General features: G+C 59.3%; 20 protein-coding genes. All 20 read right to left on the reverse strand.

Annotated elements, in window-relative coordinates:
- Nucleotides 1–113 precede the first annotated feature (113 nt).
- Entirely contained in the window at nt 114–1,691 is a 1,578-nt protein-coding gene (gene guaA, locus QRN85_RS23065) for a glutamine-hydrolyzing GMP synthase (protein WP_062587622.1), read from the reverse strand.
- Between the two features lie 82 nt (nt 1,692–1,773).
- Nucleotides 1,774–2,364, reverse strand: coding sequence for a 5'-methylthioadenosine/S-adenosylhomocysteine nucleosidase (locus QRN85_RS23070; RefSeq protein ID WP_502870829.1), 591 nt, complete (start codon nt 2,362–2,364; stop codon nt 1,774–1,776).
- 44 nt (nt 2,365–2,408) lie between these two features.
- Nucleotides 2,409–2,858 (reverse strand): PaaI family thioesterase, encoded by a 450-nt coding sequence (locus tag QRN85_RS23075; RefSeq protein ID WP_284760268.1) that lies wholly within the window; start codon nt 2,856–2,858, stop codon nt 2,409–2,411.
- A 67-nt stretch (nt 2,859–2,925) separates the two neighbouring features.
- Nucleotides 2,926–3,378, reverse strand: coding sequence for a TspO/MBR family protein (locus QRN85_RS23080; protein ID WP_112963379.1), 453 nt, complete (start codon nt 3,376–3,378; stop codon nt 2,926–2,928).
- Between the two features lie 51 nt (nt 3,379–3,429).
- A complete protein-coding gene (locus tag QRN85_RS23085; RefSeq protein WP_284760269.1) occupies nt 3,430–4,521 on the reverse strand; it encodes a DUF1513 domain-containing protein in 1,092 nt (363 codons plus the stop codon).
- Between the two features lie 4 nt (nt 4,522–4,525).
- Entirely contained in the window at nt 4,526–5,647 is a 1,122-nt protein-coding gene (locus tag QRN85_RS23090) for an imelysin family protein (RefSeq protein WP_284760270.1), read from the reverse strand.
- A complete protein-coding gene (locus QRN85_RS23095; protein WP_284760271.1) occupies nt 5,647–7,158 on the reverse strand; it encodes a di-heme oxidoreductase family protein in 1,512 nt (503 codons plus the stop codon). Before QRN85_RS23095 ends, QRN85_RS23090 begins: the two co-directional genes overlap by 1 nt.
- Nucleotides 7,159–7,411: 253 nt before the next feature.
- Nucleotides 7,412–8,689: an imelysin family protein gene (locus QRN85_RS23100; protein WP_284760273.1), complete on the reverse strand. Its 1,278-nt coding sequence runs from the start codon at nt 8,687–8,689 to the stop codon at nt 7,412–7,414.
- Nucleotides 8,690–8,842: 153 nt separating this feature from the next.
- Nucleotides 8,843–10,132 carry an RsmB/NOP family class I SAM-dependent RNA methyltransferase gene (locus QRN85_RS23105; protein WP_284760275.1) on the reverse strand — a complete coding sequence of 430 codons (1,290 nt, stop codon included), beginning with the start codon at nt 10,130–10,132 and terminating at the stop codon, nt 8,843–8,845.
- A gap of 103 nt (nt 10,133–10,235) precedes the next feature.
- The gene (locus QRN85_RS23110; protein ID WP_284760276.1) at nt 10,236–10,604 is read right to left on the reverse strand and encodes a septal ring lytic transglycosylase RlpA family protein; all 369 of its coding nucleotides are present in this window, start codon (nt 10,602–10,604) and stop codon (nt 10,236–10,238) included.
- 396 nt (nt 10,605–11,000) lie between these two features.
- Nucleotides 11,001–11,879 carry an NAD-dependent epimerase/dehydratase family protein gene (locus QRN85_RS23115; protein WP_284760277.1) on the reverse strand — a complete coding sequence of 293 codons (879 nt, stop codon included), beginning with the start codon at nt 11,877–11,879 and terminating at the stop codon, nt 11,001–11,003.
- A complete protein-coding gene (gene queG / locus QRN85_RS23120) occupies nt 11,880–13,028 on the reverse strand; it encodes a tRNA epoxyqueuosine(34) reductase QueG (RefSeq protein WP_284760310.1) in 1,149 nt (382 codons plus the stop codon). It abuts the gene before it with no gap.
- Between the two features lie 74 nt (nt 13,029–13,102).
- Nucleotides 13,103–13,795 (reverse strand): glutathione S-transferase family protein, encoded by a 693-nt coding sequence (locus tag QRN85_RS23125; protein ID WP_112963386.1) that lies wholly within the window; start codon nt 13,793–13,795, stop codon nt 13,103–13,105.
- Nucleotides 13,796–13,983: 188 nt separating this feature from the next.
- Nucleotides 13,984–14,151 (reverse strand): hypothetical protein, encoded by a 168-nt coding sequence (locus QRN85_RS23130; RefSeq protein WP_162726630.1) that lies wholly within the window; start codon nt 14,149–14,151, stop codon nt 13,984–13,986.
- Between the two features lie 549 nt (nt 14,152–14,700).
- Entirely contained in the window at nt 14,701–15,681 is a 981-nt protein-coding gene (locus QRN85_RS23135; RefSeq protein WP_113170346.1) for a complex I NDUFA9 subunit family protein, read from the reverse strand.
- Nucleotides 15,682–15,798: 117 nt separating this feature from the next.
- Nucleotides 15,799–16,086, reverse strand: a complete 288-nt coding sequence (locus QRN85_RS23140; protein ID WP_284760278.1) for a DUF1330 domain-containing protein — start codon at nt 16,084–16,086, stop codon at nt 15,799–15,801.
- A 47-nt stretch (nt 16,087–16,133) separates the two neighbouring features.
- Nucleotides 16,134–16,841 carry an orotidine-5'-phosphate decarboxylase gene (pyrF, locus tag QRN85_RS23145; RefSeq protein ID WP_113098426.1) on the reverse strand — a complete coding sequence of 236 codons (708 nt, stop codon included), beginning with the start codon at nt 16,839–16,841 and terminating at the stop codon, nt 16,134–16,136.
- On the reverse strand, nt 16,838–17,428 hold the full coding sequence (locus QRN85_RS23150) for a histidine phosphatase family protein (protein WP_284760279.1): 591 nt from the start codon (nt 17,426–17,428) through the stop codon (nt 16,838–16,840). Before QRN85_RS23150 ends, pyrF begins: the two co-directional genes overlap by 4 nt.
- Before the next feature lie 15 nt (nt 17,429–17,443).
- Entirely contained in the window at nt 17,444–18,037 is a 594-nt protein-coding gene (gene pmtA, locus QRN85_RS23155) for a phospholipid N-methyltransferase PmtA (RefSeq protein ID WP_112963391.1), read from the reverse strand.
- A 188-nt stretch (nt 18,038–18,225) separates the two neighbouring features.
- Complete coding sequence (gene dnaN / locus QRN85_RS23160) at nt 18,226–19,344, reverse strand: DNA polymerase III subunit beta (protein ID WP_062587753.1); 1,119 nt, start codon at nt 19,342–19,344, stop codon at nt 18,226–18,228.
- Nucleotides 19,345–19,545 lie beyond the last annotated feature (201 nt).

Below are 19,545 nucleotides of genomic sequence, written 5' to 3' on the forward strand. Positions count from 1 at the left end.
TTGGGTAAGACGGAAGTAAGATAGCCGATTTAAAGCTTATATCAATGCCGCAAAGAAAAACCGGGCCCGTCTTTCGACGGAGCCCGGTTTGTGTCGTTCAAGCCCGATTGGACTTATTCCCACTCGATCGTGCCGGGCGGCTTGCTCGTCACGTCGTAGACGACGCGGTTGATGCCCTTGACTTCGTTGATGATGCGGGTTGCCGCGCGTCCCAGGAAGTTCATGTCATAGGGGTAGAAATCCGCCGTCATGCCGTCCACCGAGGTCACGGCGCGCAGCGCGCAGACGAAGTCATAGGTGCGGTAGTCGCCCATGACGCCCACGGTCTGTACCGGCAACAGCACGGCAAAGGCTTGCCAGATGGTGTCGTAGAGACCGGCTTTACGGATTTCATCGAGATAGATCGCATCGGCCTTGCGCAGAATGTCGAGCTTTTCGCGGGTCACGACGCCGGGGCAGCGAATGGCAAGACCCGGACCCGGGAAGGGGTGGCGGCCGATGAAGCTCTCGGGAAGGCCGAGTTCACGGCCAAGTGCACGGACCTCGTCCTTGAACAATTCGCGAAGCGGCTCGACCAGCTTCATGTTCATGCGCTCTGGCAGACCGCCGACATTGTGGTGGCTCTTGATGGTGACCGATGGGCCGCCGGAGAAGGATACGCTCTCGATAACGTCGGGGTACAGCGTGCCCTGCGCCAGAAACGCTGGAGCGCCCTTGCCGTCAGAGGCGATCTTGGCAGCTTCCGCCTCGAAGGTCTCGATGAACAGGCGGCCGATGGTCTTGCGCTTCACTTCCGGGTCGGAAACGCCTGCCAGTTCCGTCAGGAACAGGTCGGAGGCATCCACATGCACCAGCGGAATATTGTAATGATCGCGGAACATGCCGACGACCTGCTCGCTCTCGGCCTGGCGCATCAGGCCGTGATCGACGTAGATACATGTCAGCTGATCGCCAACCGCTTCATGGATCAGCACCGCTGCGACGGAGGAATCGACGCCGCCAGACAGGCCGCAGATCACCCGCTCGGTTCCAACCTGCTCACGAATCTTGCGGATCATCTCGGCGCGGTAGGCCGCCATGGTCCAATCGGATTTCAGGCCGACGATCTTGTGCACGAAGTTGGACAGAAGCTTTGCGCCATCAGGCGTGTGCATCACTTCCGGGTGGAACATGGTGGTGTAGTAGCGGCGCTCTTCATTGACGGCGATGGCGAAGGGTGCGTTTTCGGATGTCGCGGCCACTTCGAAACCTGCCGGCAATTGCGTCACGCGGTCGCCATGGCTCATCCAGACCGGGTAACGTCCACCGACATCCCAGAATCCGTCGAACAGCGGGCTTGCCTTCTTGATCTCGATATCGGCGCGACCGAATTCTGCCGCATGTCCGCCTTCGACAGTGCCGCCGAGCTGCGTGCACAGTGTCTGCTGCCCGTAACAGATGCCAAGGATCGGAATGCCGGAATCGAACACCGCCTGTGGAGCGCGCGGGCTGCCTTCAGCGGTTACCGATGCCGGGCCGCCGGAGAAGATCACGCCCTTCGGCTGAAGTTTCTCGAAGGCTTCCGCCGCATTCTGGAAGGGGTGGATTTCGCAATAGACTCCGGCTTCGCGCACACGGCGCGCAATAAGCTGCGTCACCTGGCTGCCGAAATCTATGATGAGGATGCTGTCGGGATGGGCTATCTGGGTCATGGCGAGCCTTTAAAGAAATCCGGGCCTCAACGCAACCCGGGAGTTGGCCTGAAAAGCCAGAACATAAGCGGTTGCGCAAGCTTTACAGAGCAATCTCACCCTCTTGTATCGCAGCGCACAAGCTGTCAACCGCTTGCGCCAGTTTCTGGTCGATCACATGCAGATAAGCGGTCCAGTCGGATATGTGGCTGACCTCGGCCTTGCCGTCGGAGATGCCCCGCAGTCCGATCATCGGCACACCGAACCGCTGGCACGCCCGCAGGATGGCGAAAGTCTCCATCTCCACCATGTCGGCATCCACATGGTCATAGCCTGAGCCCGAGACAACATTGGCGCCGGTGGAAAGCCGCGCTTTTGCCACGCCGGGAATGCTCAGCGTCAAAGGAATTTCGGCCGGAAGATCCAAAAACGGCGTGCAGCCCTTTTCAAAGCCAAAGGCGGATGCGTCCATATCCCGGTAGGAAACGGACGTGGCCTGATAGACCTCTGCCTGCTCCAGCACCCGCGATCCGGCGGATCCGAGCGAAACGACGAGGTGGGGCAGCCGGTTCGCGCTGTCGAGAGTGGCGAGCGTCGCGGTCAGCGAAACCGCCGCTTCCACGGGCCCCACGCCTGTCATCAGGGGCTTAAAACGGGCCTTGAGCTGCGGGCCATATTCCGCATCCGCAGCCATGACGAATAGCAGGCGCTTGCCCGCAATCTCCAGGATCTCGTAGCTCACTCTTCGAAGCCCTCGCGGTCTTTCATCACCATCATCGTGCCCGTCATCGAGGCGATCAGCTTGGCAGGGCCGTCCGTCAGCGCATAGGCGCGACCGTCTGCCACGATGATGTTGCTGCCGGGCTTGGTGATTTCGCCGCGAAACAGAAAACGATCTCCCCGACCGGGCGACATGAGATTGACCTTGAATTCAATGGTCAGCAACGAGCTTTCAGGGGCGATAATCGTGTAGGCGGCATAGGTGCAGGCCGTGTCCAGCGCCGCGGCGATGACGCCTGCGTGGAGAATGCCATGCTGCTGCGTCAGCTTGGGGTGGAACGGCAGTTCGATTTCCACCAGCCGATGTTCGATGCGCGAAAGATTCGCCTTGATGGCCTGCACGACGCCCTGGCGCTTGAAGCTTTTTTCTATCCGCTGACGATAGTCGCCGGAATCGGTAAATTCCATTCCCCTGCCTTTCCGCTTTTAAAAAGACATGGCGCGAGGTGGCCGCGAACGCAAGGGCACGTTGCAGTTAATTCAGATAAACGATGCTGGCGTTGAGAAGTGTGGCAAAGCCGACCCATGCCGCATAGGGCACGAACAGCCACATGGAAATCCTGTCGCGCGTTGCGGTCATGATGATGAAGGCGACAACGCAGATCAGCATGGGCACGATGAGAATGAGCGCGCCTACCGGGCTCTCCATGGTAAAGAAAATCGGCGACCACATGAAGTTCAGCAGCATCTGGCTGCCCCACAGCTGCATCCGCCCGCCCATGCGGCTTTGCAGCCATGTGCGTGCGCCTGCCACCGCAATCATGATGTAGAGCGCTGTCCATACCGGACCGAAAATCCAGTTGGGCGGGTTGAAGAAGGGCTTGTTGAGCGATTGATACCATTCGCCAGGCACGTTGTTCATGCCAATCAGCGCACCTGTCGTCACAACGACGAGTATGAAAATGAGGTAGACCAGCGCTTTTTTCATGCGCCATGAAATGCACGGAAACGCTATTCGTTCCAGCGTTATTTCAGCAATTCATCCTGCAAGCCTGACAATATGCTGGTCCCAGGCCACATCGCTTGCCCTTGAACCAAAATGTCCGTCATAGGAGGAGGCGACGATTCCATGGGCCGCAGGTGCCACGCCGGCTGCTTCGCGCAGTGCAGCCTCGCTCAATATCCGGCCGGTTTTTTCATCCAGCGTCACGCTTGCATTGCCGTTGGGAGATGTCAGCCCGACGATGCCGTCGCGGCGGTTCACCGCAATCGCCCCCACATAATTGGCGAGCCGCGCCGTTGTTTCCGGTGGCAGATCAAGGAAATGCAGGTCGTCACCCTTGCAGAAATACCCGACAAGCGCAGGCAGATCGTTGCGCGGACCTTCGTACTGGCAGGCAAACCAGATGCGCCCGTCACGGCCCAGATCCACGTGCCGGGTAGAGAGCTGCGCAAGCGGTCCTCCAAGTCCGTGCTTCTGGATCAGTCGTCCCGTCGCCGCATCCAGAAGCACAAGCGAGGGCTCCATGGCGTCGATATTGAGCTTCGTGCGCCCGAAATCCGGATGGGTCTGAATGCCGCCATTGGCGATGATGAGCATCCGTCCATCTTCGCTCACCGTCATGTCATGCGTGCCGATGCCACAGGCGTCGTGTTCGCCAATGCGTCGAAAACCGTCGCGGGCGTCATAAAGGCCGATCACGCCACGGTTTTTGTCGAAATCATTCTCGCTGGCATAGAGAATGGTACCATCGGGCGAAAACTGGCCGTGACCGTAGAAATGCCGGTTGGGCGGCGTATGCATCACGATTGGTTCCCGGCGTCTGGCCGGGTCGAAAGCCATGAAAAACGTGCCGGGCCTTCGCGCAAAGGCAACCGTCACACCCGTTGCATGGCTGGTTGCCATGCCATGGGCGCGTGCGGGCAAAACCAGCCGGTCGATGATCTCGCCCGCTTCGCTGACCGTTGCTACGCCGTAAGCGCCATTGCGGTCGCGAAAGGCCGAGGCGAAGACGGCGTCCGTGCGCTCAAGCGCGTGAAGAGACCGCGGCGCAAGCGATGCCAGAAACGGCAGACCCGCCGCCTTGATGAAGGCGCGCCGGTCGATCAGCAGCCGCTTGTCGTTGGCCATGGGGTCAATCCCCATCCGAGAAGGAGAAGCCGGAACTCAGGCCGATTGCGCCGCCATACTGGTCGTTGATGCGATAGATCAGGTCCTTGCCATTCAGCAGCAGATAATCGACCTTGCCGCGTTGAGCATCGTCGGCCAATGCCTTTTCAATGTCGGGGTCGATGTTACCGGCCACGCGGACCATGGATTTGGCGATGAAGTCGATCGAGCCGGTGATCGATCTCTGGTCAGGCGGCAGAAGATCGCTCATCCCGGCCTTGCTCATCAGCGTCTGGACGGCGGCAATATTGTCGGCGATGCTTTTCCAGGTCAGGCCAGAGCGCCAGAAGATCGCGGTGCGCGGAAATTTCGCATTGTCCGGCCCCTTGTAGAAAGTCTCGATGCGCTGGTCGCGAATGGCCTCGGCTGCGTGCACCAGTATGCCCAAAAGACCCACCAATGCCTCCCGCTCATCGCGAAACACCGGGTTGTCCGGCCCCGGTTCCTTCCAGTGCCGGGCGGTCCCATCCGGCGCGTCCCACGCATCGGAAAGCTCGGTGCCGATTTTGGCTATGTTGCCCGCAATCGCCGCGCCATAGCGGCAGCGAAAACCGTCTTTTGTGCTCAAGAGGTCATCGGCGTCCTTGCCGTAAAGCACATATTCCAGCGCACCAAAGCCCTGTGCGGCGACGCTTTTTGCCTGCAGGCCGGCGGGCGTGGTCACGCTTTCGTCGCGCTCGGAAAGATATCGCTGCACCTGTCTGAGGCCCAGCCCCTTCCTGTCGGGGTAATAGAGCACGCGCTCAAAGCGGTTCTGCTCGATAACAGGACCGACGCGGACAATCTCGATCCGGGCCCAGGCCTCCGCCGCATCCGCAAAGCCCGCTTTGGCCGCAGCCATCGTGTCGGCAGACGGTGTGGCGCAAAGCGCTGCCATCTTGCCCTCAAGCGCCGTGCCGCTGTCGCGAAAAGCATCATAGCCGGGGCGGATGAAGCCATCGACCGCCTTTTCCATGACGGTGCGCACCTTTGCCGGGTCAAGCGGCGGTGGCGGCATCAGTTCAACATCCTGCGCCAGTGCCGTGCCGAAGCTGCAAAGAAAGGCGAGCGTCAGAAGGCCGTGAAATTTTCGCATCGCATTTTCCATTAAAGAGAAGAGAGAAAGCTGAGCAAAGCCTGCCTGTCAGACTTTTGCAAGGCAGCAAAGGCGTCGCGCGCGCCTTGCGCCTCGCCGCCATGCCAAAGAATGGCCTCTGTCAGGCTGCGGGCGCGCCCGTCATGCAGGTAAAAACCGTTTCCGTTGACCGCTTGCGTCAGGCCAAGTCCCCACAGCGGCTGGGTCCGCCACTCGCGACCTGTCGCTTCGCCAACCTGTTGGCCATCTGCCAATCCCTCGCCCATGTCGTGAAGCAGAAAATCGGAATAGGGCCAGATCAGCTGGAAGGAATGCAGCGCATCCTTCGCATCGCGTCTGGTGACGAATTTCGGCACATGGCAGGAAGCGCATCCCGCCTCGTAAAATCGTTGCTTGCCACGCAGCACCTCTGCGCCGTCCACATTGCGCCGTGCCGGCACTGCCAGATTTTCGGTGTAGAAGGTCACGAGATCGAGAACGGGGGAGGGGGCTTCCACATCGCCCAGCCGCTTTTGCACACCACTGGGCAGGGAAAGACAGTCGCTCTCAGCCTTTGTGCAGTCGCCATAAGCATTCGGCGCGTCTGGCGTGGAAATGCCGATATCGTTGGAAAACGCATCTGCCGCCTGGTCGCGAACGCTTCCGTTCTGCGCCTTCCATCCAAACCGGCCAAGCACAAGCGCGCCGGTCAGATGGTCGCGCACCCAGGCGGGTTTGCCGGATATGCCATCATTCGCTGCGCTCTGCCGGTCCGCGATTTCGAGAATATCCTCCTCGGCAATCGCTTTTATCAGCCCCAGACCCAGCGTTGGCTGGGCGATGCGACCGGACAGTGTGGTGTCCACGCCGGTCGGACCATCGGCCGGATCGGCGATGGCATAGCCTGGCTTGCGCAGCGAGACGGTTTCGCCATCAGCCAGCGTCACCGTCTGCTCGGCATAGGTGACAGCCAGCCGCCCCTCTGCCTTGAGGCCGGGCACGGCAAGGTTCTGAAGCTGCCGACCATAGGTCGCATCCGGGAAATTGACGACACCATGCTCGCCTGTCGCCTTGATTTCCTCCGGGGTCCGCGCGGGACGGGCGAGGCGCAGGACCATGGAAACGGCATCTTCGCCACCCTCGGGCGGCCGCCCGCGACCGTCCTTGATATGACAGCTCTGACAGGAGCGCGCATTGTAAAGCGGCCCAAGCCCATCGGATGCCTGGGTGGAGGAGGGCGATGAAACCCATAATTTCTGAAACAGCGCGTTGCCGAGCTTGAAGTCCTGTCCGCGCTCAAGCGGCATATTGGCGGAAGCTTGAGAAAAAGGGTCTCGCAAAACGGTCGTCGTCGCAGCGCCCGCAGACATGGCTTCGAAGGTTTCCGCCCTGGTAAAATCGGTGGTCGGGCGCGTCACCTGCCGCACACGGCTGTGGTCGCTGCCGGAGAGGTCACGGCGGGCTGCGGTCTCGGCTTGCGCCGCGGCGCCCAAAGCTACAATCAGCAGGGGATAGATGAGATGGCGTGGCCGCAGGCGTATCATGAAGGCAGACCATGAAACGCTACCGAAAGTGCGGCTTTGATGTCAGCCCCGCCTTGCTTCTCGACCCGGAGACATTGCGTCTGCACGGCAAAAGAACGCCTTTGCGCCGCAGACATGGCGCTGCTCAATCTCGGCTCAAGGCCGGGATGACGGAAGGAGACAAACCGCGTTCTTCGCAAAATGATCCGCCTGCAAATGGTCTGGCAGCTGCAGGCAGGCCGCATGTCATCCATGCGGCCTGCATTTCATGGTCTTACTTGAAGACCTTGTCCGGGCTGTCGAGGCTTTCAGAGCCTTCCAGCTCGATCTTGCCGAGGTCGAGAGCGGCAATCACGCGCTCGACCGTCTTGGTCTGGTCCAGCAGTCCGTCAATCGCCGCCTGCACGGTGGCATTGCCGTCCTTGTTGCCCTCGGCGATCATCTGGTCATAGGCTTCCACCGTCTGGCCGCGCTTTTCCATCGCGTGCATTGCATCCAGCGTCTTGTTCAGCTTCGCCTTCATTTCCGTATCCAGCGCCTTGTCGCTGGCGGCAACGAGGTCGGAGAGCGAAGGTCCGGTCAGCGTCTTGCCATCAACGGTCTTGTATTCGCCCGTATAGGCTGCGGCGATGCCAATCGCGTCATTGAGGTGGGAGTTATAGGTGTTGTCGGAGAAGCAATCATGCTCTTCCTCGGGATCGTGCAGCAGAAGACCAAGCTTCATGCGCTCGCCCGCCAGCTCTCCATAGGACAGCGAACCCATGCCGGTCAGAATGGCGGTCAGGCCCTTTTTGGGGTCGGCTTCCACCGTCTTTGCAGCTTCGCCATCCGGTGCCCAGTTGGCCACCATTTCGGTCAGGTCGGCAACCAGAAGCGTCGAGGCCGCTTTCAGGTAATCGGCGCGGCGGTCGCAATTGCCGCCGGTGCAATTCTTGGTGTCGTAATCGGTGTAGGGACGGTTTCCGGCGCCCGGGCCGGTGCCGTTCAAATCCTGGCCCCACAGCAGAAACTCGATTGCGTGGTAGCCCGTCGTGACGTTAGCTTCAACTTCACCGGCCTCGGCAAGGCTCTGGATCAATTCCGGCGTGATCTTGGAGGCATCGACCTCTTCGCCGCTGATCGTGATCTTCTTGTTGGCGATGATGTTGGCGGTATAGAGCTCGTTCTCGTCGCTCTCGGTCCCATAGGCGCCGTCGACATAGTCGATCAGGCCCTCGTCCAGCGGCCATGCATTGACCTTGCCTTCCCACTCATCGACGATAGGGTTGCCGAAGCGATAGACTTCCGTCTGCTGGTAGGGCACGCGGGCCTTGATCCATGCCTGCCGGGCGGCCTTAAGCGTTTCGTCGCTTGGTTTGGCAATCAGCGCATCGATCGCCTTGTCCAGCGCCTGCGCCGTGGTCAGCGCATCCTGATATTTCGCATGGCCAAGCTCCGCATAGTGCTTGACCACTGCCGCCGGATCGGTTGCAGCACGCACGGGCAGGGCGGTAAAGGTCACAGACGTGGCCAGAAGCGCAAGCGTTGCGCCAGTAAGTGATTTGCGGAACATGATCTCTCCTGTCGGTCCTCTCGTCGCGAGGCCGTGAAGGCGAGTTCTGAACCAATCACAAACTTGTGTCAAACATTCTAGTTTAGAAGCTTTCCAACCAGCGGCTGGAAACTTGTCCTTCCTCAATTCCTTCGGGCGTTTGCCGGAATTTTGTCAGGCGTTTCGCTTCATGGCGCAGAAGAAGAAGCCATCCGTATCCGTCGTCGCGGGGGTCAGAGTCAGCGTCTCGCCATCTGCCGAATGCGGCTTGATGGCGTCCGCCCCAAATGTCTCGGTCCAGCGCGGCAAGGCAGGCCGTATCGAAAATTCGCTGTTTTCCGCGCAGAACCGGCGAACCTGTCGCTCGTTTTCATCCGGCAGAACCGAACAGGTCACATAGATCAACTCACCGCCTGCGCGCACGAAGGACTTGGCCTGCTCCAGCGCCTGGGCCTGCTGCTCGACACGTTCTTCCAGATTGCGCTGCGTCAGCCGCCATTTCGTGTCAGGGCGGCGGCGCCATGTGCCGGTGCCGGTGCAGGGCGCGTCGACGAGAACGCGATCGAACTTGCCGATATAGCGTTCCAGTCCTTCGGCCCGGTCATGCACCTGCACATTGCGGGTACCGGCGCGCTTCAGCCGCTCGATGATGGGTGCCAACCGCTTGCGGTCGGCATCGAACGCGTGAACCTGCCCCTTATTGTTCATGGTCGCGGCCATGGCCAGCGTCTTGCCGCCACCGCCTGCGCAGTAATCGAGAATCTGTTCGCCTTCCTGCGCGCCCGCGAGATCTGCAACGATCTGCGATCCCTCGTCCTGAACCTCGAACCAGCCCTTCTGGAAGGAAAGCTCGGCGGTTACGTTGGGCAGACGCGAGGGGCCTTCACCGGCTGCGATCCGCACGCCCTGTCGGGCGATGCGTGTGGCTTCCGCGCTTGCATCTTCCAAAGCCTTGATGACCTTGGTTCTTGATGCTTTCAGCGTATTGGCGCGAAGGTCGAGCGTCGGGCGCTCGTTCAGCGCCTTTGCCTGGCGAAGCCAGTCGTCGCCGAATGCGGCTTTGAAGGAGGTCTCTATCCAGTCGGGAATATCGCCCTGCACATGAGCCGGCGCATCGGAAAGCGCGCGCGATGCGAAGGCGGTCAGCATGTCCTGGGAAATCGGTGCGGGCGCGAATTTGTCGTCTTCGAATTCTGATGCCAGCTGTTCGGCGGATTTGCCCCATTGGCGCAGCATCACCGCATATCCAAGAGCGGTTGGGCTGTCGTCATCCATCAGCCATGCGTGGGAGAGTTTCATGCGCAGGGCATCGTAAACGATGTTGCCGATGGCGGCCCTGTCGCCGGAACCGGCGAATCGATGTGCCAGTCCCCAGTCCTTGAGTGCGTCAGCGACAGGACGCCTGCGCGCCTCTATATCCGCCAACACTTCCATAGCCCCGGCCAAACGCCCACCCAAACGCATATTCTACCTCACAAACACTGTGCCCGGGTTGGTAGACGCGAATGCTGGCGAGGGCAAGCCTTCACTGATCATTCCCTAAAAAACGCCCGATCGCCGCCGGCGATCAGTTGGCCGCCAGAATCTCGTAGCAGACCTTGGCCGTGCCGGAGCTGACCATGCCGATATTCTTGGCAGCTGCCTTGGAGAGATCGAGAACGCGTCCCTTGATGAACGGGCCACGGTCGTTGATACGCACCACGACGGCCTTGCCGTTTCGGGCATTGGTCACCTTGACCTTGGTGCCGAAGCGCAGCGAACGATGCGCAGCGGTCAGGTTGGAAGGATTCATCCGTTCGCCCGAAGCTGTCTTGGAAGTCAGCGCATACCAGGATGCGCCGCCGCAGCCGGTTCCGGCGCGGGCTTCAAGTGGAACGATGATGGAACAGACGGCTATAGTTGCAGCCGCAAAAGTCATGCGTCGGATATTCGTCAAACTGTGCTTCCCTGATACTCGGCCCCGCGCCGATGAACTTAGGCGAATTGAACTGAGGTGAGTGTAGGGCGAGGGAAAAATGGCAAAAAATGGCCAAGTGCCAATCACGAAGTATTACAGACTGTAACATTCGTGATGAAAATCCGCGGTCGAGAATTTAGATAGCCTTCGATCCATTGAGAAAAAATTCATGTAGAATCAAGGGTAAACAGGAATCCCATTGCTGACGATGCCGGAATGGATTCGGATCACAAATTGGTGGTGAAATATTTTTCCAAAGTCCGAAAATTTTAGCCAAATTTGCGCATTAACGAAAGGTTAAATGGCTAAATTAAGAATAAAACCTTCCGCTAAAACGCCTTTGGAAGGATTTTTCATCGCCTCGAAGATGAACGTTTATTCATCTCGCCAGACGCCGTCATCCCACAATTGGCGCAGCGAAACCCTGTAATTCGGGTAGGAAAAATTAAAGCCGAGGGCGCGCAGCTTGGCGTTGGAGACGCGTTTGTTCTCGCCATAGAAGGATCGTGCCATGGCGCTCAGCTCAGCCGTCTCGAAATCCTGCTCTTCCGGAGGCTCCACACCCATCAGCCCCGCGGCAAAGGCAATCACGTCCTGCGGCGGTGCCGGTTCGTCGTCGGTGATGTTGAAGATGCCGCCCTCATGCGCCTCGATGAGGAAGGCCGTTGCTGCGCCGATATCCTCCACGCGGATGCGGTTGAAGACCTGATCCTTCTTGACCAGCCGTCGCGCCGTGCCCTTTTCGAGATTGACGAAGCCGTTGCGTCCGGGGCCGTAAATGCCGGAAAGCCGCAGGATCGCAAGCGGAACATCCGCCTGCCGTGCCGCTTCCGCCCAGGCCTCTTCCGCCGCCACGCGCTCTGTCGAGCGGACCGAAACCGGGCGACACGGCGTGTCTTCGCTCACCCATTCGCCATCATGGTTGCCATAAACACCGACGGTGGAAAGATAGGCCGTCCACGCCAGCTGTGGCATCAGGCTCTTGAGGTCGCCATTGCAAAGCCGCAGCAGCGGATCGCCGGGAGCGCCGGGCGCAATGGACTGCACCAGATGCGTCACACCGCGCAATTCGCTGCGCAGGTCCTCGCTTAGGGCTCCCCCATCGAAAATGAAAGGTGCGATGGCCTGGCATAGCAGCGTGGAAACATTGCCTTCTCCCCGGGTTGTCCCGGAAACCTGCTCCATCTTGCCTCGAAGCGCTCTGGCGATGGCCTTTCCGGAATATCCGGCGCCAAAAATCATCAGATGCGACATTTACTCTCCTGCCATGCGCCATTCTTCCAGCACGTCCGAATCGTCTTCGGTCATGCGCGACGAAGCGTAGGCATTGAAGCCGTCCCTGTCCATCAATCTTGACAGCGCCCACACCGCCATACCGCGCACCTCGGGCGCTTCGTCCTGGTTAAGTAATTGACATTGCGCGATGAAATCGGCGTTGCCGGAGTTTCCCGCGGCAATCAGAACGTTGCGGATGAAGCGGTTGCGACCAATGCGCTTGATGGGGGATCCGCTGAAGAAAGAGCGGAATTGCGCATCGTCGAGCGTCAGCAGAAAGGCGATTTCAGGCTCTTTCAGATCGTCTCGCGCCTGCAGTTTCATTTCTGATGCGGAAGCGGCAAACTTGTTCCACGGGCAGGCCGCAAGACAGTCGTCGCAGCCATATATGCGGTTGCCGATCAGCGGCCTGAATTCAGGCGGGATCGGCCCCTTGTGCTCTATGGTCAGATAGGAAATGCAGCGCCGCGCATCCAGCTTGTAGGGTGCGGGAAAGGCATCGGTCGGACAGGCGTCCAGACAGGCGCGGCACGAGCCGCAATGGTCGCGCTCCGCTTCGTCCAGACAGAGTTCTGCGGTGGTGAACATGCTGCCCAGAAACAGCCAGGAGCCGTGGCTGCGGCTCACCAGATTGGTATGCTTGCCCTGCCAGCCCAGACCCGCTGCCTGCGCCAGCGGTTTTTCCATGACGGGTGCGGTATCCACGAAAACCTTGACGTCTTCGCCGGCGCGCGCACCAAAGCGGGTGGCGATTTCCTTCAGGCGGCCCTTAATGACGTCATGATAATCGCGGTTGCGGGCATAGACGGATATGGCCGCCTTGTCCGGCTGCGCAAGCAGGCCGCGCGGGTCTTCCTCCGGCCCGTAATTCAGCCCGAACATCACCACGGATCGCACGTCGCTCCACAGCGTTTTCGGGCTTGCCCGGCGCTCCTCGGTCTCTTCCATCCAGCCCATCGTGCCGTGATAGCCCTGATCGATGAATTCGCGCAGCCTTGCAGGCGCTTGAGGAATGGCATCGGCCGAGGTCACACGACAGAGGTCGAAGCCAAGCGCACTCGCCTCTGCCCGGATAAAATCCGTCAGCTTTCGGGCACGTGCCTTTCGCTTGTCCGTTGCCGTGTCGATGGCTCATCTCCTGCGCCGGATGCAGCACTCCGCCACATCGTCACGCCATTATATAGCACGCGCAGATGTCAGAGCTAAAAATCGAGGTCCGCGTAGTGCGAGGAGGGCGCAAGCCGTGGCACGCGCTCGGCCAGAAGCGGGCGGAAGGAGGGGCGCGATTTGACGCGCTGGTACCATTCCTTGGCAATGGGTGCTTCCAGCCACTTGATCTCGCCGAGATAGTCGAGAATGGAAACCGAGGCAGCAGCGGCAAGGTCCGCATAGCTCAGGCGGTCACCGGCAAGCCATGTGCGCGAACCCGCAAGCCATTCCAGATATTTCATGTGCTGGTGCACATTGGAGCGGGCCGTGCGCAAAAGCTTGCTGTCTGGCGGGCCACCACCCTGTGCCGTGGACATTTGCAGCTTGTACGCCCGCTCCCGCACCAGCGGTCGTGTCACATCCGTTTCCATCTTCTGCAGAAACCACTCCGTCAGGCGGCGGATTTCGGCCCGTTGAAACGGGTCTTCCGCCAGAAGACGGCGGTCACGCTTCAGCACGCCATGGGTCTCGTCCAGAAACTCGGCCAGCACATAGGGACCGCAGAGCGAACGCATATTGTCGTCAAGATAGACAGGCAACGTTCCCGCAGGGTTGAGGGCAAGAAACTCGCGCCGCTTTTCCCAAGGCTGCTCCTCGACCAGATCCGCCTGGAAACCGTATTCCGACAGGATGAGCCGAACGAATCGGGAAGCGGTCGACATGGGGGAATGAAACAGAGTTGGCATCGGTACTCAAATTTTCGATTGAGCAATCCCGGCAAGATGAAGAACGCTTTGCACTTGGAATCGCATGAAACATGGATCGAGAACATTTTCGCGTTTCGAAGAAAGCGGAAACGCTCTGGTGATTGATTTTTCGAGATCGCCAGAAGGCAAGAACTGCGTCTTGTGCAGAAACTATAAGTTCAGCTTTTTTAAGACCAGTTTAACGACAATCCATTTGCCGTTGCAGTTTCCTGTCGAATGGCTGCTTGAGCCATGAAAAAAGCGCCGTCGTGGGATCGATGGCGCTTCTTGGAAAGATCCGGATCAAGCGCGTTGCTTGAGGCGATCAGTTTGCCGAGATCGAACTCGTAGCGCATGGATCCACGCCATAGGCTGGCGAACAACCGGTTTTACCAGCCGCGACTGTACCCGGTGCCATGAAAGAACCTGCCAGAACAACCAAAGCCGCACACGCAAAAAAGAGTGCGATAGACCTGCCCATTTTATACTTGCCTTTCAGACGATTAACCAAACGGTCCAAGCCGTTGCGCTATGATTTTTAGGTTCGGGATGTGTGTAGGATGTGGCGTCTATCAATAAATCAGCTTGCTGAACACCGGGTTAATGCGAACTCTTGTCCACAGTTGCGCTTGTGCCACGCTGACCACGACGAAATGCGATTTTCATGATGTGCCCCCACATTGGAATTGATCAGCGGGCAAGGCCGCTGGCAGTCGCGAGCTAAACTCACGACTGCGGAAATGGTTGCAATCTAATTTTATGAAATTTTTACGGCAGAAAGCCGGATCGTTCGAACATAACCCGGCCTTTGGACGTGAAGCGCACGAAAGACGCAAAGATCGCTATCAGGCCCAGTCGAGCCCGATGACCCCAAAGCGTCACGCCATTCGCTCTGCGTAATAGAATCAGGCGGCCTTGCCTGCATTGCTGAACTGGCCGTTCGTGCGGTAGCTCACCATGTAGGATGGCAGAACAGACGCGACACGAACCGGCGTTATGCCAACGCCTTCGAGCGTCAGGCCTGCTTTTTCAGCATCGCCCGAAACCACGTTGTCGGTCTTGAGCATCGTCACCTGGTCAGCCGTCAATGGCGGCGAAATCAGCGGGACCATGGAAGCAATCGTGCCGAGCAGCGAAGCAATGCCAAAGGGCACGTTTACCAAAGGACGCTGGCGGTAGGTCGCAGCCAGAACGGCCTCGAGACAGTCACGGAAGGTCATGACGTCCTGTCCGCCCAGCTCATATGTCGCGCCGGGCTTGAGGGCGCCATCAACGCTCTTTGCAACCATCTCGGCCACGTCTTCGACATAGACGGGCTGGAACTTCGTGCGTCCACCGCCAATTAGCGGCAGGAACGGCATCTTCTGGGCCATTCCGGCAAACTTGTTGAAGAAGTCGTCTTCCGGTCCGAAGATGATGGAAGGACGCAGGATGACGGCCTCAGGCAGAAGGGAGCGAATGGCGGCTTCGGCGCGGCCCTTGGTGCGGGCATAGCCGACGGAAGACTGCGCATCGGCACCGATGGCGGAAATATGGGTCAATGTCGCGCCAGCATTCTTGGCGGCTTCCGCCACGGCGCGTGCACCGAATTCCTGTACGGAATCGAAGGTGTTGCGACCGCTTTCAAACAGAATGCCAACGCAGTTTACCACATGGTCTGCGCCTGCAACGGCCTTGGCGATGGACTCCTTGTATCGCAGGTTTGCCTGGGCAAAGGAAATCTGCCCGACATTGCCCAGCGGCTGCAGAAAACCGGCCAGATCAGGGCGGCGAACGGCGACGCGAATGCGGTAACCGCGCTTTGCCAGAGTGCGCACCACATGCCGCCCGACAAAGCCCGAGCCACCGAATACGGTCACGAGAGGGGGAAGGTTGGCCAAAGGCATGGGAGGCTCCTGCGAAGCGTTGAATATAGCGTTTCCGTCTCTTAGCTCAAAGCCGAAGCAACGGGAAGAGAGAACAGTATACGCTTTTGACCAGAATGAAGCGATGCTTGACGCTTATCAAACGCCGTCCATGATCATCAGTTCAGCGTCCGCCACTTCCTGACGTATTTTCAGCGCCTGCTGGTATTCCTCGCTATTGTAGCAATCCAGCGCATGTTGCATCGAAGGAAACTCGATGACCACATTGCGGGCGCGGCCCTTGCCTTCAAGCTGGGTCACAGCACCGCCGCGCGCCAGGAAGTTGGCGCCGAAGAGCTCGAAAGCGGGCTTGGCGGTGGAGATGTAGTCCTTGTAACGCTCGGCGTCGCGCACATCGACATTGGCAATCCAATAGCCTTTGGCCATGATGGTGGTCTCCTGTTACGGGGCTTCCCTCAGATCAGGGAAGCGCTTCAAGAACGGGTCTGGCCCATGGCGTCGGCCATTTCGGCAAGGATAGCGCGGGCGGCTGCGGCTGGATCGACTGCCTTGACGATGGGGCGACCGACCACGAGATGGCTGGAACCCGCCTTGATGGCGTCAAAGGGTGTCATAACCCGCTTCTGGTCACCGGCATCGGCACCTGCGGGGCGAATGCCGGGTGTGACCACCGCCATGTCCGGTCCGACGATCTCTCGCACGGCAGCCGATTCCTCGGCGGAACAGACGATGCCGCCCATGCCGGCCTGTCGCGCCTGTTCGGCGCGCTTCAGCACCAGCGAACGGGCATCGCCCGCATATCCTGCTTCAGCCAGATCGGCATCGTCCATGGATGTCAGCACGGTCACGCCCAGAAGCGTCAGGCCTGAGCCCTCGGCTGCCTTGACGGCAGCGCGCATTGCTTTTGGATAGGCATGGAGGGTGAGCATGGTCATGCCCATTTTGACGATGTTTTCGACGCCCGAGGCAACGGTGTTGTCGATATCCAGAAGCTTCATGTCGAGGAAGATCTTCTTGCCGCTTGCGGCCAGCTCGCGCGCGAATTCCAGCCCGCCCGCAAAGGCCAGCTGATGGCCGATCTTGTAGAAGATGACCTCATCTCCCAATGCGGTGACGATGCTTTCGGCCTGTTTTACCGTCGGTAGGTCCAGCCCGACAATCAGGCGCTCGCGTGCGGTCATTGCGTCATTCCCTGCCATGTTTCCATCGCTGTCCAGTCGCATGTGAGCCGCCTGTCCGCAAGGGAAAAACAGAAGAGATTGCCGCCGCCCGCAGGCTGGTCTTCCCGCCGCGTAATGATCTCGCGCGACAGGTGGCATTTCAGCAAGGTGCCCACCGCGCCATGGCCGACAAAGGCAATCGGGGCTGCTGGATCGTGGCGGCTGAGAACAGCCTCGACGGCAGCAACGACACGCGCCTGCGCGTCCACCGCCGTCTCCCAACCCTTGTAGCTTGCCATGGGGTGGGCAAAGAACCAGTCGGCGGCCCGCTCGAACTGTTCCGGTGGCAGAAAGCCCGTGGCGCTGCGGTCGTTCTCATGCATCCCGTCAGCGGTTTCCGGCTGTATGCCGGCGCCGCGCGCAATGATCTTTGCGGTATCGTGCGCCTTTGCCTCGCTGCTGGAAACGATGCGACGCAGCGATTTCGCCCAGGGCGTCAGGCTTGCCCTGCGCGCCCGCTCCAGTCCTATGTCGGACAATTGCCATTCGGGAACGGACACATTCGCTTCAATTCTGACCTGTGGATGGGTGATATAGAGCGCAAACATGCCCGCAAGCCTAACTCAGGCGCGGGTATAGGTCCACAGCTGCGCTGGTGGAATGTTGCGCACCACGAAGTCGAAATGGCGGATGTGGTAGAGGTGCGGCTGCGCCACGATGGGCGAGACCGGGCCGTAGGAAATCTGCACCACCGGACGACCCTTGGGAATGCGTTTCAAGAGATCGTCGAGCAGCTGAATGCGCGCGGCCATGGGGAAGTTCAGCATTGGCACGGCAGAAATCACGCAGTCGAACATCTGGTCCTTCTGGTCGCCCAGCGTCTTGTCCAGATCGAAAGCGTCGCCATTGATGAAATTGACACCGGGATAGCTGCGCAGAAGCTGCTGATAGAAGTCGGTCGAATATTCGATGGCCGTGATGGCCTCGGGCTTTACGCCGCGGCCGAGAATGGCCTTGGTGATACAGCCGGTGCCCGGTCCGAGTTCCAGCACGGGCAGGCCGGAATGCGGGTTGATGACGCTTGCCATGCGGCGGGACGTGACGCCCGATGTCGGAACGATGGCACCCACCTTCTTGGGCTGGTTCACCATGCCCTTGAAGAAACGGATTTCCTCTTCGAATTTTCTGCCGAAGCGTTCTTTAAGGCTCAATCCCATCCGCGTCCCCTCTGTTCACGTCAACACAACATTTGTTGAAACTATGGCGATATGTTGTCTCGTTCTGTCGTAAAGCCAATGAAAAATGTCGCAACTGGAAAATCTTAACAAACTATAAAAATTCCGCAAACAAAAATGCCGGTGAGGGCACCACCGGCATTTCGTCATTCAGTCATCTCTCTCAGCCGCTATACGCGCATCGGCATCAGCACGTAGAGAGCGTCATCGCCTGCGGTGTCGCGCACCAGCGTCGGAGATCCGGCATCGGCCAGAAGGAAGATGGCGTCTTCGCCGGAAAGCTGGGCGGTGATATCAAGCAGATACTTGGCGTTGAAGCCGATTTCCATGCCGTCATGCTCATAGCCGACAGCGACTTCTTCCGTCGCGCTGCCCGAGTCCGGGTTGTTGACGGTGAGCGTCAGCTGCCCGTCGGCAATGGCGAGCTTTACGGCGCGGCCGCGCTCGGAAGAAATGGTCGAAACGCGGTCCACGGCCTTGGCAAAGGTCTGGCAATCGACGCGCATTTCCTTGTCGTTGCCGGTCGGAATGACGCGCTGGTAATCCGGGAAGGTGCCGTCGATCAGCTTGGAGGTCAGCACGATATCGCCGATCGTCATGCGGATCTTAGCGTCGGAAACCTCGACGGTGACTTCCAGCTCGGGATTGTCGACCAGCTTCTGCAACTCGCCAACCGTCTTGCGCGGAATGATGATGCCCGGCATGCCCTCGGAACCCGATGGCGCATTCACGTCGGCGCGGGCCAGACGGTGACCATCTGTGGCAACAGCGCGCAGCTTCAGGTCGCTGCCGCTTTCGATCGTGTGGAAGAAAATGCCGTTGAGGTAGTAGCGGGTTTCCTCGGTGGAAATCGCAAACTGCGTGCGGTCGATCAGCATCTTCAGGTCCGATGCCTTCAGCTTGAAGCTGTGGCTGAACGTTCCTGCCGTCAGGTCCGGGAAATCCGTCTCGGGAAGGCATTGCAGCGAGAATTTCGAGCGACCGGAGGCAACCGTCATGGTCGAACCGTCTGGGTTCGTCGCCAGCAGAACTTCGGAGCCATCGGGCAGCTTGCGCACGATTTCATAGAGCAGGTGTGCGGGCACGGTGGTGGAACCGGCCTGCTCGACCATGGCTGGTGTCGCTTCGGTAATTTCCAGATCAAGGTCGGTCGCCTTCATGTCCAGCTTGGCGTCTGAAGCGCGCAGCAATACGTTGGACAGAATAGGGATCGTGTTGCGCCGTTCCACCACACGGTGAACGTGGTTCAGCGATTTCAGAAGGTTCGACCGCTCGAGAGTAATACGCATGGACATGCCCGCTTTCAACCGATGCGATCCTGAAGGGAGGGATCGCCAAGATAGTGTCTCCGGCTTGGGCCGGATAATGTGGACGGGCAAAATGGCAGAGTTATCGTAGAAAATGCAAGGGGCCACAGCGCGTCATTTCCGCATTTTCCCCGCTATACATTGGCTTGAGCGGTGCCTTAACCAAGATCGGCCTTGTTCACG

The organism is Agrobacterium sp. fls2-241-TYG-188a (assembly GCF_030209845.1).

Coding starts and splice junctions, on each gene's coding strand:
- QRN85_RS23150 (WP_284760279.1), bottom strand. CDS start 17,428: ATGTTTGCGCTCTATATCACCCATCCACAGGTCAGAATTGAAGCGAAT.
- pmtA (WP_112963391.1), bottom strand. CDS start 18,037: ATGGGATTGAGCCTTAAAGAACGCTTCGGCAGAAAATTCGAAGAGGAA.
- QRN85_RS23090 (WP_284760270.1), bottom strand. CDS start 5,647: ATGGAAAATGCGATGCGAAAATTTCACGGCCTTCTGACGCTCGCCTTT.
- QRN85_RS23115 (WP_284760277.1), bottom strand. CDS start 11,879: ATGTCGCATCTGATGATTTTTGGCGCCGGATATTCCGGAAAGGCCATC.
- QRN85_RS23105 (WP_284760275.1), bottom strand. CDS start 10,132: ATGCGTTTGGGTGGGCGTTTGGCCGGGGCTATGGAAGTGTTGGCGGAT.
- QRN85_RS23130 (WP_162726630.1), bottom strand. CDS start 14,151: ATGCGCTACGAGTTCGATCTCGGCAAACTGATCGCCTCAAGCAACGCG.
- QRN85_RS23080 (WP_112963379.1), bottom strand. CDS start 3,378: ATGAAAAAAGCGCTGGTCTACCTCATTTTCATACTCGTCGTTGTGACG.
- QRN85_RS23140 (WP_284760278.1), bottom strand. CDS start 16,086: ATGGCCAAAGGCTATTGGATTGCCAATGTCGATGTGCGCGACGCCGAG.
- QRN85_RS23070 (WP_502870829.1), bottom strand. CDS start 2,364: ATGGCTGCGGATGCGGAATATGGCCCGCAGCTCAAGGCCCGTTTTAAG.
- dnaN (WP_062587753.1), bottom strand. CDS start 19,344: ATGCGTATTACTCTCGAGCGGTCGAACCTTCTGAAATCGCTGAACCAC.
- QRN85_RS23100 (WP_284760273.1), bottom strand. CDS start 8,689: ATGTTCCGCAAATCACTTACTGGCGCAACGCTTGCGCTTCTGGCCACG.
- guaA (WP_062587622.1), bottom strand. CDS start 1,691: ATGACCCAGATAGCCCATCCCGACAGCATCCTCATCATAGATTTCGGC.
- QRN85_RS23075 (WP_284760268.1), bottom strand. CDS start 2,858: ATGGAATTTACCGATTCCGGCGACTATCGTCAGCGGATAGAAAAAAGC.
- QRN85_RS23095 (WP_284760271.1), bottom strand. CDS start 7,158: ATGATACGCCTGCGGCCACGCCATCTCATCTATCCCCTGCTGATTGTA.
- QRN85_RS23125 (WP_112963386.1), bottom strand. CDS start 13,795: ATGCCAACTCTGTTTCATTCCCCCATGTCGACCGCTTCCCGATTCGTT.
- QRN85_RS23085 (WP_284760269.1), bottom strand. CDS start 4,521: ATGGCCAACGACAAGCGGCTGCTGATCGACCGGCGCGCCTTCATCAAG.
- QRN85_RS23135 (WP_113170346.1), bottom strand. CDS start 15,681: ATGCCTTTGGCCAACCTTCCCCCTCTCGTGACCGTATTCGGTGGCTCG.
- pyrF (WP_113098426.1), bottom strand. CDS start 16,841: ATGACCGCACGCGAGCGCCTGATTGTCGGGCTGGACCTACCGACGGTA.